A 14,573-nucleotide genomic window follows, 5' to 3' on the forward strand; every position below is an offset into this window, starting at 1 on the left:
TTGCGATAAAACCTCGCTTAGTGAGGACTTACTTTTGTCAATCATTAGACAACTCCATTGTGCTCATTGAAGAAGAGAGAGGTAAGAGATTTAGGCACACTGAGGCGAGAAGAATAGATAAATATTTCACTCAATCCCGAGTGTTTCCCTTAGATTTCCCTTTTAAACATTTTTGATAATTTTCAGATTTTGATCTAGTCAGCTATATATAGTTTTGTTCGATTTAGGATTTTTTTGTTCGACTATCGAACATTATCTAAGTAAATTACTTATTCAATCTTACAAATACAAGTTGTAAAAAAATACTAATTATTTTGAATAGATATATAGAAATACCATATTCACTTAGGCTATTTTATAGGTAAAAATTACCACCTATCCTGTATATAAAATCTTAATTTTGTGATTGTAAAATCAAGCGAGCAAGTTCTAAATCATCGGGGTAAGTAATTTTTATATTATCAGAACGCCCCATGACCACCTGTACACTCTCTCCTATAGATTCAAGTGCACACGCCTCATCAGTAATAGTCAAATTATTTTTTAGCGCTGTTTCTATCGCTTTTTTAAGAATTCCAATTTTAGCAATTTGAGGAGTTTGAGCTTGCCACAACAGCTCTCGACTCACAGTTTTATCAATTTGCTGTTCCTGATTCACTTGTTTTAGCGTATCGCGTACCGGAATTGCCAAAATAGCACTCTGATTAGTCTCAATTGCATTTTTAACAAGAGTATTCAAACATTCAAAAGTCACACAAGGCCTTGCTGCATCATGTACTAATACCCAATCACCTTCATCCGCAATCTGTGATAGATAATTCAGAGCATTTAAAACCGAGTGCACACGTTCAATGCCACCATTACAAAAATGCGCTTTATGCTTATCTTGAAAAGATAAAGTTGAGGCAAAAGTATCTTGTTTTCCAATTGCCAAAACATAACCCGTCAGCGGAAGCTGACTTAAACGCTTAACCGTATGTTCTATAACAGTAGCATCTTGAATATATTGGTATTGCTTTAATTCAGTTTTGGAAAACCGACTTCCTGAACCAGCCGCAGGAATAACTGCCCATAATTTAGTCTGGGATGTCTGGTGATGGAGGTGTCTCATTAGTTTCCAAATCTACTTTAGCGTTCGGGTCAATATAAATAGGTTTGTAATGGGTACTAATTGTACTCATTTGAACAAATGTCTCATGTGGCTTAACCAAACCTAGATCTAGGCGAGCATGCTCTTCTATCGCCTCCGTACCATTCTTTAGGTCGAAAACTTCAGCTGCCAAAATACGGTTTCGCTCTTTAAGCTCGTCATTTACTTCGGCTTGTTGTTGAATCTGCTGCATAAGCGCTTGATGAGGAAAATAACCACCCTCACCTAACCAAAACTGATATTGCAATATAGCCACTAAAACAATAACCAGTAGCAATATAAGTTTGCTTGAAGTGGAACGAAATACTTCTAACATAGCATTAAGAGCTTTAATTAAAAACTTTGATTAAGTTTTTGTATTGTATGACAATTTACAAGCAGCATGCAAAATTCCTGCAAAGTTCCTGCAAAACGATGAATGGTCATATTACTTTAAATTGACCATTGTGACATGTTTCATTTTGTCAAAATTCAACTCAATTGGAAAGGAAAATAATGTTTATGAACACAACTGCTTATAAATCAATCTATGCATATAAAAATACTTCTAATTAACAAAAAAAGTGTCTCAATAAATATAAAAAAGCTCTCCTGAAAGATATATAGAAATAGATTCTCTGAACATAAAGACTATCTTCTTACCATCAATGATCAAAGTTTAAATATTGTATTACTTACAATGCTTGATTCCGGTCGGAATTTTATTCAAGATGATAAATTAATAAAACAGAATTTTTTTAAAATTTAATAGTTGTATCGTCATTTTTTTCAAGCTCGGCCCTTCTATTCTATATATGAGATTTATATCTTTTAATTTCATATAACAATACACATATATCAATTTCTTAACCAATAACCACTTAAAAAGTATATTTTTTTTAATTTTATTCTGATATGAATTTTAAATGTATTTTTTATACATATTTAAACAAGTGAGAAAAAGATGGATCTTTCTAATATTCTTATAGGTGACACAACGTGGTCCTTTGTTTTAGAAATTTTGGTCCGTTGTACCATCATGTTTATCATTATCATTAGTTTTCTAAGGCTATCTGGTAAACGTGGTATTCGGCAACTCTCCTTATTTGAACTTGCCATTATTTTATGTTTAGGTTCTGCTGCTGGCGATCCTATGTTTACTAAAGATTTACCGATTGCCCATGCATTGATAGCTTTTATCGCTATTCTTTCTCTATATCGCCTGGTCACTTGGGGTATGGTAAAACATAAAAAAATTGAAGATTTATTGGAAGGAAAAGCGCTCTGTGTCGTTAAAGAAGGCCTTTTAGTCTACAAAGATTTCCAAAAACAGACTTATTCTCATGATGAGTTTTTTTCGGAAATGCGCCAACAAAACGTTGAACATTTAGGCCAAGTCAGAACAGCCCTGCTTGAATCGGATGGTATTCTAAGCTTGCTTTATTATGAAGATGAAGATGTCAAATGGGGACTTCCCTTATTCCCTGATGCTTATCGTAAAGCAGAAGTTCTTAAAATTAATACTTTTTATTCCTGTATGAAATGTGGCGAAACTAAAATTTTAAATAAACTAGATCAAGAATGCTCTCGTTGTCATCACCACAGTTGGGCTGAATCTTTAAAAACCCGGCGCTTAGGGTAAATAAAAAAGTGCTATTTCTAACACTTAGAAATAGCACTTATATTTAAATATTAATTTTTCATCAATATTTAAATAAATAAAACTTTATTCAAAAGATTAGTTTAAACCTTTGAATTCAGCTTTACCGCGGTAAACCGCTTTAGTTAACTCTTCAATACGAAGCAATTGGTTATATTTAGAAACACGGTCAGAACGGCAAAGTGAACCAGTCTTAATTTGACCTGCTGCTGTACCTACTGCTAAATCAGCAATAGTTGAATCTTCTGTTTCACCAGAACGGTGAGAAATAACAGTAGTGTAACCATTTGCTTTAGCAAGGTAGATTGCATCTAAAGTTTCAGTCAATGTACCAATCTGGTTATATTTGATCAAAATTGAGTTACCAACTTTTTCATCAATACCACGTTGTAAAATCTTAGGATTAGTTACGAATAAATCGTCACCAACCAATTGGATTTTATCACCAAGAATTGAAGTTAAGTAACTCCAGCCTTCCCAGTCAGACTCATCCAAACCATCCTCAATAGAGATAATTGGATACTGCTTAACAAGACCAGCTAAGTAATCAGCAAATTGATTGCTTGTAAAAGACTTGTTGCCTTCACCTTCAAGAATATATTGACCATTCTTGTAGAATTCTGAAGATGCACAGTCAAGTGCAAGCATAATATCTGAACCAGCTTTATAACCAGTTTGCTCAATTGCTTGAAGAATTACTGTAATCGCTTCTTCATTTGAACGAAGGTTAGGCGCAAAACCACCTTCATCACCTACAGCTGTGTTCAAACCTTGTTTCTTAAGAACTGATTTCAAAGAATGGAATACTTCTGCACCAGCACGTAATGCTTCAGCGAATGAAGTGAAACCAACTGGCTCAATCATGAATTCTTGAATATCAACAGTGTTATCTGCGTGAGCACCACCGTTCAAAATGTTCATCATTGGTACAGGCATAGTCAAAGTAGTTTGACCACGTAAGTTAGCAATGTATTGGAACAATGGAAGTTTTTGTTCAGCTGCTGCTGCGTGAGCTGCTGCTAAAGATACCGCCAAAGTTGCATTAGCACCTAATTTAGATTTGTTTTCAGTGCCATCAAAAGCAATCATTTTTTCATCAAGCGCTTTTTGTTCAAAAACACTTTGACCAACAAGCAATTCATGAATTGAGCTATTTACATTCTGAACAGCAGTACGAACGCCTTTACCTAAGTAACGAGATTTGTCGCCGTCACGAAGTTCTAAAGCTTCACGAGAACCAGTTGAAGCACCAGATGGTGCACATGCACGACCAACCACCCCAGATTCTAAGATGACGTCTGCTTCGATGGTTGGGTTACCACGAGAGTCCAAAATTTCACGTGCACGAATGTCAACGATTTGGCTCATGAACAATTCCTCAGTTGAATGAATAACGCGATGCAAATTCCTGCATCAATGAGTATCTAACTTTTTGAATCCTTTAACTAAAGTATCCAATTCTTTTAGTTGTGCCAAGAATGGCTCAAGCTGTGACAAGCGCAATGCAGATGGTCCATCACATTTCGCTTTGTCTGGATCTGGATGAGACTCTAGGAATAATCCCGCTAAACCTGTTGCCATACCAGCACGTGCCAATGTTGTAATTTGAGCACGGCGACCACCAGCTGAATCTGAACGACCACCTGGAGTTTGTAAAGCATGAGTCACGTCAAAGAATACAGGTACATTCATTTCTTTCATGATGTCAAAGCCAAGCATGTCTACAACTAAATTGTTATAGCCAAATGCTGAGCCACGCTCACAAAGAATAAGTTTGTCATTTCCCGCTTCTAAACATTTATGCAAAATATGGCGCATTTCATGAGGAGCCAAGAACTGTGCTTTTTTAATGTTGATAATAGCTTGGGTTTTCGCCATTGCTTCAACAAGATCAGTTTGACGGCTTAAGAAAGCAGGAAGCTGGATAATATCAGCGACTTCGGCAACTGGCGCTGCCTGATATGGTTCGTGAACATCGGTAATAATGGGTACATTAAAATGTTTTTTAATGTCGCCTAACCATTCAATACCTTTTTCAAGTCCAGGACCACGGAATGAATGCAAACTAGAACGGTTTGCTTTATCAAAACTCGCCTTAAATACATAAGGAATATCTAGGCGTTTACAAATATCAATATAAGTTTCAGCAATTTCAAAAGCTAAATCTTTTGACTCGAGTACGTTCATTCCGCCAAATAATACAAATGGCAAATGATTTGCCATTTGTATATCGCCTAAACGTACAACTTCTTGTGGTTTTAATTGTGACATTTAAACTTTCCCAGTTTATTTTAAAATCGCATTACTTACTTTTTTGATGCTGTGTTTTTGCAGCGTCAATAAAACTAGCAAATAATGGATGTCCATCACGTGGTGAACTTGTAAATTCCGGGTGGAATTGTACAGCAATAAACCAAGGATGTTCAGGAATTTCTACAGTTTCAACTAAATGTTGCGCTGAAGAATAACCAGAAATCTTCATGCCCGCTTGTTCAATCGCTTCAATGAAACGATTATTCATTTCATAACGGTGACGATGACGTTCGGTAATCTCAGCTTTTCCGTAAACTTCACGAGTTTTTGTGCCTTCAACCAATTCTGATTTTTGTGCACCTAAACGCATTGTTCCGCCTAAGTCAGACTCAAGGCTACGCTGTTGTAATTCACCGCGCTCATCTAACCATTCGGTAATTAAACCAATCAATGGATATTTTGTAGAACGGTTAAATTCTGTAGAAGAAGCTTCTGGCATACCTGCAACATGGCGAGCATATTCAATAACAGCCAACTGCATACCCAAACAGATTCCCAAGAAAGGAATACTATTTTCACGTGCGTATTGAATAGCTTTCATTTTGCCTTCAGTACCACGCTCACCAAAACCACCAGGAACTAAAATCGCATCAGCTGTTTTCAAAATAGAAACATCTTGACTTTCAAGCTCTTCAGCATTGACATAATCAATTTGTACTTTTACGCGATTTTTAATACCAGCATGTAACAATGCTTCGTTTACGGACTTATAAGCATCCGGTAATTCAACATACTTACCGACCATTGCTACACGTACTGTGTATTCTGGGTTAAGTAATGCTTCTACAACATTATCCCAATCAGTTAAGTCAGCTTCCGGTAAATCAGTAAAACCAAAACGTTCACAAATCAGGTCATCTACGTTTTGCTCATAGAAGCCACGTGGAATTTGATAGATCGTTTTCGCATCTTTACACACGACAACCGCACGAGCCTCTACGTTAGTGAATAACGCGATCTTACGTTTAGTGTCTGCATCAACATCATACTCAGTACGACAGATAAGAATATCTGGCTGAATACCGATTGAAAGTAACTCTTTTACAGAGTGCTGAGTTGGTTTGGTTTTTAACTCCGCTGCTGACTTAATATATGGCAACAAAGTTAAATGCATAAGCATGGTACGTTTATGACCAAGCTCAACCATTAACTGACGAACCGACTCCATAAACGGTAAAGATTCGATATCACCTACGGTACCACCGATCTCTACGATAGCAACATCATAGCCTTCGCCCGCGCGGAGTACACGTTCTTTAATATTGTCGGTAATATGAGGAATAACCTGAACTGTACCACCTAAGTAATCACCACGACGCTCTTTATTTAAAACGTCTTGATATACACGACCACTAGTGAAGTTGTTTAGTTTGGTCATTTTCGCGCGACGTAAGAAACGTTCGTAATAACCCAGATCCAGATCTGTTTCTGCACCATCTTCGGTAACAAAAACTTCACCATGCTGGAATGGGCTCATTGTCCCTGGATCGACATTAATATAAGGATCCATTTTAACCATTGTGACTTTTAAGCCACGAGCTTCCAAAAGTGCAGCAACAGAAGCAGCAGAAATACCTTTACCTAGCGATGAAACCACACCACCAGTGACAAAAATAAAATGGGTCATTAAGTTTCTCGTACAATCAAGCCGAAATCGGCCTACAATGTTTGGCAATTTTACTGTACTCTGCCCCTATAAAGCAAAGTCAAACCGCATCAATTCAAAGAACAATAAACAACTGGTTATTCTATCAGCATTTTTAATAAAAAATTAGCTCAATCTGACATGATTTTTTCATAGCTATTTACTGTTATAATGCCAATTCCTCAATTAAATGTTGTTTAGGGCAATGGCAAATAAAAAACTTTTAATCTGTGCTGCAATTGCGGCTGGACTATTGTTAACCGCATGCGTTAAAAAAGAGACACCGAAAGAAGAAGAGCAAGACAAGGTTGAAACTGCTGTTTCAGAACCTCAACCACAGAAGCCTGCAAAATTTGAATCTTTAGAGAGTGTAGATACTCAAGAAGCTCAAGTTCAAGAGCAACCACAAGTTGAAGTTCATCGTGAAGAAACTGCTAACACGACAACTGAAATTCGCCGTGAAACTCGTCCTGCGCGTTCTGATGAATCTTCACAGACACAAGTTGCTGAACAACCTAAATCTGAGACACCAAAAGTAGAACCTAAACCAGAAAAAAAACCTGAGCCTAAAGCTGAACCTAAACCGGAAAAAGCTCAGTCAAAACCAGCTGCTAAGGCAACTGAGCCTGCGAACACAGAAGATGATGCCGTTGCTGCTGCTATTGCTGCTGCAACACCAGCACTTAAGAACTAAGCTTCTGTTCAAGAATGCCCAAATTATTTTTTTAATTTGGGCATTTATATAAATAGTCATAATATAAATAAATTTAATTTTATTACTTTTTGTCTTTAAAGCTCTCCTGTCTATCATTTTAGGACAATCTATTTTCAATCATTCGAAATTTATTGACTCCAATCTAGTCTGCTTATAATTTTTATTAACAAGTTCCTTTTTGGAACTTAATCTAAAAGAAGATTGGAGCAAGAAAATGAAAACAGCTTTAAACCGTACACCAGCCTCTTTTCCTGTCCGCCGCATGGACTACAATTTTGAAGATACTCCGCGCTATTGGTGCAATCATGAGCCTTCTCTCACCCACTATTTCACGGGTCTTTCGACTTTATTTCCTGAAGGTGAATCATACTTTGTTAGATCTGTCCGTGCTTTACGAGCTAAAGCTAAAGAGAATGAAATTCTAGACAGAGAAATAGGCGCATTTATTGGTCAAGAAGCAATGCATTCTAAAGAACATCATGCTTTCCATGTCAGTGCACAACAATATGGTTTAAACCCAGAATCACTAGAGAAAGCTACAGGTATTGTTCTTAAAGCTATTGAGAAAGTTTTTAGTAAAAAATGGAATTTATTGGTAACTGTTGGATTAGAACACTATACAGCTGTTCTGGTAGTCAGCATGATGCAATCAGTAAATGAGCTTATGACCGACAACACTATTCGCAACCTATGGTTATGGCACAGTGTAGAAGAAACCGAGCATAAAGCTGTTGCATTCGATTTATATCAACATCTATATGGCAACGGATTAGATGCATATATTCCACGTGTTGGAATTTTTACATTCAGTTTAGTTTTGATTACAGCCTTTTCAACTATTTACCATATTGTTTTAATGAAACGAGATAAGCAACTGACCAATTTCAAAACTTGGCGCAACTTTTTTAACTTTGCGAGCAAACAATATAAAGTGTTGATTCCTAAATTTCTTGAATACTACCGTTTTGATTTTCACCCCAACCAGACAGATGAAAAAGCTTTAGTTGCCGCTACAAAAGTAAAACTTGGAATAAGTGATAGATCCCCCCTCTTATCTTAAAATATAAAAAATAAAGCCCGAGATCTGGGCTTTATTTATATTCAAAGATTATCTATTTATTATGTTCAATTAAAAAATAATCAGCCATGAGACGTGCTGCCCACGATGTACTGCGCCATCCTTCATAAAATGCACAATGACTTCCTTTTTTCGTTGTCACCACAGCAACATTGCTCATCTGCTGAATTGGCTCTTTATATGGCTCTAAATTTTTAATAGAACATACAGGGTCATCTTCAGCATTCAAAATCATCAAAGGAATTTTAATATTTTCGAACACATAAATCGGGTTAATAGATTTACAGTAAGTCTCATAATCTTCAAAACCCGCCATCTCGAAGTATTCTTTTTCAAATTCTTCCAAATTGGTTGCTGATAAAACTTTCTCTAAAGATGCAATCTGGCTCCATGTATTTTGGTACGGATAAATAAAATACTTGAAGAGCTTTTTAGTCATCATTTTGCTGTAAAAAGGATGGACATTTTTAAAACCAATTTCCGTGTTATAGCCCGGACACATCGCAAAAGCAGCTTTAAAAGGCGTATCTTCGCCTTGTTCACCCAGATAACGAACTAGCAACCCCGTACCCGCCGAAGAACCTACCGCATATAAATCCGATGCCGGAAATAAACTTTGAATATGGTTAAGCTGTTCTTTTAAATCACTCGTAGAACCAAATAGAGAAATTTGTGGCACAGGCATTGGCAAACCTGCGTGACCACGGCGCAGGCATAATGCAATTCGCCAGCCTGTGTATTGATTTAAATCACGTACCAATTCACGCATACTCTCAGGTGTACCTGTAATGGTATGCATAATTACAACTGTTGGTGTATCTGGCGGTAAGTTATAGCCATACCAAGCAATTGCGGTAATACCACTATCACTCATAGTGAGTTGATCAATTCGATCATATGCCAACTTTATTGTTTGTTTTCTAATAAGATCAAAATAAAGTAAGTGAACATGACTATTTGTGAGCCAAGGCGTAGGACGATATTTCTGTTTAAGTTGTGGCAACTTATCCAAAATATCTTTTATTTTTCCTTGAGGATGATAATAGACTTTTGGGTGCTCAGCGCCCAACACTAAATCGAACAGCTCCGAACCGAAATCTTTAATTTTATTAAAAACAGATATGCCCATATCCAATAACTACCTATGACTATGAGTTAAATGATTGCCGCACTAAGGCTGCAACCTGCCGTCCCCAAACTGCGTAAACTTCTTTACTTGGATGAAAACCGTCGCTTGCCATAGGCAAGTTCATGGCTTGAAAAGTTTCAATATCATATTCAAGAAACTTAAAATGGCTTTGTGGTGCTAACCATTGTTGTAATTTTTGATTCATTTGCTCTGCATATTGCCCAAACAACCAAGCTAGTGGATTCGGTAAAGCCGGGAAATGTTGCATTGGAGGCACACCGGAAACGATAATCAACTTTGGCTGAAAACGTTTCTTTATATGCTCAAATAATTGCTTCTGTTGTTTAATCCATGATTTAGCAGAGGTCAACTTTGTGACATCATTTACACCAATAGATGTCACAATCACATCATACTTCTGCTCTTCTAAATGCTGCAAAGCATTAAAAACTTGTCGAGTTGTATCACCAGTTTTGGCATGAAGTTTCCACTGTAGGGAAAATTCATTTTGCAGTTCTTGAATAATAGCACCAGACAAGGCATCTTTCTGATTTTCTACACCAACACCTGCTGCGGCAGAATCCCCCAAAATAAGCAGAGATAAAGATTTACCTTGACCAGCTCTACCTTCTCGTTCACCTTTGGATTCTGCTAAACGTGGTGTGTTCTTTCGAACTTTATGACCTTGTATGAATAATACTGGTAATAAAAACAAAGTTGAAAGTTTTAACCACATTTTTATATACCTCAATATTCTTTCTTAGGCTATTTAACAAAATTATTGAGGTTTAAATTGAGCTATTCGTATGCCCATTTGCTCAGCTAATGCAGCTAAACCGCTCATTGGACGAATCATTACTTCAAAATCAACAATTTTACCCTGCTCATTAAAACGAATCATATCAATACCTTTTAATGATTTATCTCCTACATCCGAACTAAACTCCAGCACAACATTTTCACCATCTTCCGTGTAAAATTCTCGATGATAGGTAAAATTCTGAAATACCTGAATTACATTGGTGAGAATAAAGAAAACAACTTGTCTTCCCTCATAAGGTTTATAAGCGACCGGTGAACGGAAAACGACTTCATCTGCCAGCAAATCATTTAAGTTCGCTAAGTCATTTGACTGAATCATGTAATGCCATTTTTCTAATGACTGTTTAGTTATTTCGAGTGTCATTTTTTATTTTTCCTTCAAATAGGTTTTAGTAATGAGCATTCTCTTACCCAAGACAATGCTCATTTAAGTCATTAAAGTACCGCTGCTAGTTCAGCACCTTGACGAATAGCACGTTTAGCATCCAACTCACCTGCTTCTTTAGCACCACCAATCAAATGAACATTTTTACCATCTGCTTTTAATTGGTCATACATCGCAGTAAATGATTCTTGGCCCGCGCAAATCACAACATTATCAACCTCAAGTACTGTTGGTTTGCCATCAACATTAATATGAAGCCCTTGATCATCTACTTTGTCGTATTGCACACCTGCTAACATTTTAACGTTTCTGTTCTTAAGCCCGGTACGATGAATCCAACCAGTCGTTTTACCCAGCCCCGCGCCTACTGAGGAAGCTTTACGCTGCAACAAATAGATTTTTCGTTCAGAAGCTTCAACTTTTGGCTGCTTTAAACCTCCAACATGTTCATAGTGAGTATCAATACCCCACTCTTCATAAAATTTTTCTGGATTTAAACTACCACTTTCACCTTCATGGGTTAGGTACTCAGCCGTATCAAAACCAATACCACCCGCACCAATAATGGCAACACGCTGACCTACTGCTACACGCTCTTTAAGCACCTGTAAGTAGCTCAACACTTTTGGATGATCAATACCTTCAAATTGTAATTGACGAGGTGTTACACCAGTTGCTACTACGATTTCATCAAAATCTGATTGGCTTAGCTCTTCATAAGTTGCTGGATGGTTTAATACAAGTTCAATGTTCGGGCGTAATTCAATTTGACGATTGAAATAACGCAATGTTTCGTAGAACTCTTCTTTACCTGGCACAGTTTTAGCGATATTAAACTGACCACCAATTTGATGACTTGCTTCAAAGATTTTAACTTGGTGTCCACGATCTGCCGCATATACAGCAAAACTTAAACCTGCTGGTCCTGCACCTATGACAGCAATATTTTTCTGATTTTGTGCTTCTTTAAAGATTAGTTCTGTTTCATAACATGCTCGAGGATTAACCAAACATGTTGCAATTTTCATAGAGAAAATGTGATCGAGACAAGCTTGGTTACAGCCAATACACGTATTAATTTCATCGCTACGGCCTTCACTTGCTTTTAAAACAAACTCAGGATCTGCAAGCATTGGACGTGCCATTGAAACCATATCCGCATGACCCGACGCTAATACATGTTCAGCCATTTCAGGTGTATTAATACGGTTTGAGGTAATTAATGGAACTGAAACTTCGCCTTTTAATTTTTCAGTGACCCAAGTAAATGCAGCTCTTGGTACTTTGGTAGCAATTGTTGGAATACGAGCTTCATGCCAGCCAATACCCGTATTAATGATCGTAGCACCTGCTTTTTCAATCGCCTTAGCAAGTTGAATCACTTCTTCTAAAGTAGAACCGCCTTCAACTAAATCAAGCATTGATAATCGGTAAATAATAATAAAGTTTTCACCCACTATTTCACGTGTACGTTTTACAATCTCAACAGGAAAACGAATACGGTTTTCATAGCTACCACCCCATTCATCATCACGATGGTTTGTTCTGGCTGCAATAAACTCATTAATTAAATAACCTTCTGAACCCATAATCTCAACGCCGTCATATCCAGCGTATTGAGCAAGCTTCGCACAGTTTGCAAAATCATCAATCGTTTGTTGAACCTCAGCAGAAGTCATTGCCTTAGGCTTAATGGGATTAATAGGTGCCTGAATTGCCGAGGGCGCAACAATCTCTGGCTGATAAGAATATCGGCCCGTATGTAATATTTGTAATGCAATCTTCCCGCCAGCAGCATGTACAGCTTCGGTAATGACTTTATGTTTTTCGGCTTCTTCTGTGCTATCTAACTTAGAAGCATGAGCAAAGGTTAAACCTGCCTGATTGGGTGCAATACCGCCAGTAACAATAAGACCCACATCCCCTTTAGCACGTTCTGCATAAAAAGCTGCCATACGCTCATAACCACCAGGCGCTTCTTCTAGACCAACATGCATAGACCCCATCAATACGCGATTTTTTAATGTCGTAAAACCTAAATCTAATGGTTTTAATAAATGTGGATATAACGACATAACAACTCCTTGGCTTGCTAATCTGCTTGCTTAATGCAACTTGTTGCACAAATTTATAATCAAATTTTGACTTTTATGCAACATGTTGCATAATCTAATGAGTCACACTTTACTTTTGCTTACAAACGGATTGCCATGTCACTTCCTCATGTTTTATTGACTAGTTTACTAGAACGGCCAAGCACGGGCTTTGAACTCGCCCGCCGTTTTGACCGATCTATGGGCTTTTTCTGGAATGCCACACATCAGCAAATTTATCGTGAACTCAATAACATGCTTAAAAAAGGCTGGGTTTCTACTTTAGAAAATGAGATGGATAGTGGCCGAAAAAAAACTTATCAGGTCGAACAGCTTGGCCGTATTGAACTCGCTTCATGGATGACGCAGCAAAGCGAACCGGCACAGCTTAGAGATGACCTAATGGTAAGATTGCGCGCTGAGGCGCAATTGGGCAATAATCAAATATTACCCGAACTGTTACGACATCTTGGTCTACATCAAGAAAAGCTTAAGCTTTACCAAACTATTTACGATAAAGATTTTAAAGATAGCGATGATTTGAATAATCGAGTGTTATATATTCATAAAATGATCTTAGAACTCGGCATTACTATGGAAACTGAGTGGATCAAATGGTTGGAACAAGTCATCCCGCAATTAAAACTCTTTGCTCAAGATAATGTATCTGGAGAATAATCATGCCTTATTACACCATGCCCGATCAGGAAAGTTTATTTGTACGCCGTGTTGGTCGTGGTGAACCGGTATTAGTTTTATCTGGCTTAGGTATGCAAAGTTGGCAATGGCTACCTTTTATCTATGCAAATCGTAAAGAATACGAGTTTATTATTCCCGACTGGCGGGGCTTTGGCGGTTCAAAAAATTGTGCAATTCCCGAGCAAGATGCCATATCAAGCCACTGGCAAGATGTTGCTCACTTAATTGAGCAATTAAAATTAGATAAATTTATTTTAATGGGCTACTCAATGGGAGCCACCACTGCAATGCATGGCATGAAACATGCTCATCTCGCTCAGCAGTTAAAGGCCTATTTACATATCGATCAAACGCCTAAAATTTCAGTAGATGCTACATGGCAATATGGGTTATTTGGGCCATTACATGCCCAATTTAAACAATTACTCAATGATATTTATCAGTTATTATCAACTCACAAAAATGCTAAATATCTGTATGAATTATCACTTCCGGACCGTCAAAAGTTGGTACGTTTATGGGTAGATTTTATTGAATTGCAGAGTAGCAATCCATTTAGTCCTTTTGTTTTTAAAACTGCGTTAAAACAACCATTTTTACAAAAATATCTTCTTCCGATTCAACGTTTAGACTACTTATTTTGGTATGTCGAAAATTATCTTTTCCACAATGAAGATTATCGTGAAGCACTTCAGCAATTACAGTGCCCAACAACTTTCTTTATTGGCCGCAATTCGACACTCTATCCAGAAACAGGCCAAACACTAATTGCACATAGTGTCGAACATGCAAAAACAATTTATTTTGAGCGTTCAGGCCACACGCCATTATTAACCGAGCCAAAAAAATTCGGGCATGAAATCACTACTTTTTTATCCGAACTTAAACATGCTTCTTAAAAAAAA

The 14,573-nt window shown here is 37.3% G+C and carries 14 protein-coding genes; 5 read left to right on the forward strand and 9 right to left on the reverse strand.

Translation table 11 applies throughout. The annotated features are described in order from the left end of the window. Positions 1–394: 394 nt before the first annotated feature. Together ispD and ftsB are read right to left on the reverse strand one after the other, a co-directional pair. Entirely contained in the window at positions 395–1,111 is a 717-nt protein-coding gene (gene ispD, locus R5R67_RS04570) for a 2-C-methyl-D-erythritol 4-phosphate cytidylyltransferase (protein WP_009518399.1), read from the reverse strand. After that, entirely contained in the window at positions 1,077–1,466 is a 390-nt protein-coding gene (gene ftsB / locus R5R67_RS04575) for a cell division protein FtsB (RefSeq protein ID WP_000895054.1), read from the reverse strand. The genes ispD and ftsB overlap by 35 nt, the downstream gene beginning before the upstream one ends. Before the next feature lie 627 nt (positions 1,467–2,093). On the opposite strand from ftsB, the gene R5R67_RS04580 reads away from it, so the two are divergent. Further along, the gene (locus R5R67_RS04580; RefSeq protein ID WP_000366082.1) at positions 2,094–2,771 is read left to right on the forward strand and encodes a DUF421 domain-containing protein; all 678 of its coding nucleotides are present in this window, start codon (positions 2,094–2,096) and stop codon (positions 2,769–2,771) included. A gap of 96 nt (positions 2,772–2,867) precedes the next feature. Here the strand turns inward: R5R67_RS04580 and eno are convergent, their stop codons facing one another. The 3 genes from eno to R5R67_RS04595 are packed head-to-tail and all read right to left on the reverse strand — an operon-like array spanning position 2,868 to position 6,729. Next, the gene (gene eno / locus R5R67_RS04585) at positions 2,868–4,157 is read right to left on the reverse strand and encodes a phosphopyruvate hydratase (RefSeq protein WP_000078452.1); all 1,290 of its coding nucleotides are present in this window, start codon (positions 4,155–4,157) and stop codon (positions 2,868–2,870) included. A 45-nt stretch (positions 4,158–4,202) separates the two neighbouring features. Beyond that, a complete protein-coding gene (gene kdsA / locus R5R67_RS04590) occupies positions 4,203–5,060 on the reverse strand; it encodes a 3-deoxy-8-phosphooctulonate synthase (protein ID WP_000080538.1) in 858 nt (285 codons plus the stop codon). Between the two features lie 31 nt (positions 5,061–5,091). Beyond that, positions 5,092–6,729 carry a CTP synthase gene (locus tag R5R67_RS04595; RefSeq protein ID WP_000148660.1) on the reverse strand — a complete coding sequence of 546 codons (1,638 nt, stop codon included), beginning with the start codon at positions 6,727–6,729 and terminating at the stop codon, positions 5,092–5,094. 223 nt (positions 6,730–6,952) lie between these two features. On the opposite strand from R5R67_RS04595, the gene R5R67_RS04600 reads away from it, so the two are divergent. Beyond that, on the forward strand, positions 6,953–7,441 hold the full coding sequence (locus R5R67_RS04600; RefSeq protein WP_001284535.1) for a hypothetical protein: 489 nt from the start codon (positions 6,953–6,955) through the stop codon (positions 7,439–7,441). A 235-nt stretch (positions 7,442–7,676) separates the two neighbouring features. Continuing rightward, complete coding sequence (locus R5R67_RS04605) at positions 7,677–8,522, forward strand: metal-dependent hydrolase (protein WP_000844952.1); 846 nt, start codon at positions 7,677–7,679, stop codon at positions 8,520–8,522. Between the two features lie 52 nt (positions 8,523–8,574). Here R5R67_RS04605 and R5R67_RS04610 read toward each other — a convergent pair whose 3' ends face one another. The 4 genes from R5R67_RS04610 to R5R67_RS04625 form a co-directional block, all read right to left on the reverse strand. Then, positions 8,575–9,669 carry a YheT family hydrolase gene (locus R5R67_RS04610; protein WP_000513054.1) on the reverse strand — a complete coding sequence of 365 codons (1,095 nt, stop codon included), beginning with the start codon at positions 9,667–9,669 and terminating at the stop codon, positions 8,575–8,577. Between the two features lie 19 nt (positions 9,670–9,688). After that, complete coding sequence (locus R5R67_RS04615) at positions 9,689–10,405, reverse strand: SGNH/GDSL hydrolase family protein (RefSeq protein WP_000266309.1); 717 nt, start codon at positions 10,403–10,405, stop codon at positions 9,689–9,691. 42 nt (positions 10,406–10,447) lie between these two features. Continuing rightward, positions 10,448–10,855 (reverse strand): nuclear transport factor 2 family protein, encoded by a 408-nt coding sequence (locus tag R5R67_RS04620; protein ID WP_318754775.1) that lies wholly within the window; start codon positions 10,853–10,855, stop codon positions 10,448–10,450. 71 nt (positions 10,856–10,926) lie between these two features. Continuing rightward, positions 10,927–12,951 (reverse strand): NADPH-dependent 2,4-dienoyl-CoA reductase, encoded by a 2,025-nt coding sequence (locus tag R5R67_RS04625; RefSeq protein WP_000061167.1) that lies wholly within the window; start codon positions 12,949–12,951, stop codon positions 10,927–10,929. 135 nt (positions 12,952–13,086) lie between these two features. Between R5R67_RS04625 and R5R67_RS04630 the strand changes: the two genes are divergently transcribed. Both R5R67_RS04630 and R5R67_RS04635 read left to right on the forward strand, forming a co-directional pair. Then, positions 13,087–13,647, forward strand: a complete 561-nt coding sequence (locus tag R5R67_RS04630; RefSeq protein WP_000056571.1) for a PadR family transcriptional regulator — start codon at positions 13,087–13,089, stop codon at positions 13,645–13,647. 2 nt (positions 13,648–13,649) lie between these two features. Further along, positions 13,650–14,567, forward strand: a complete 918-nt coding sequence (locus R5R67_RS04635; RefSeq protein ID WP_001147225.1) for an alpha/beta fold hydrolase — start codon at positions 13,650–13,652, stop codon at positions 14,565–14,567. Positions 14,568–14,573 lie beyond the last annotated feature (6 nt).

Source organism: Acinetobacter sp. OYA S30 (assembly GCF_033599315.1).
Taxonomy (GTDB): domain Bacteria; phylum Pseudomonadota; class Gammaproteobacteria; order Pseudomonadales; family Moraxellaceae; genus Acinetobacter; species Acinetobacter baumannii.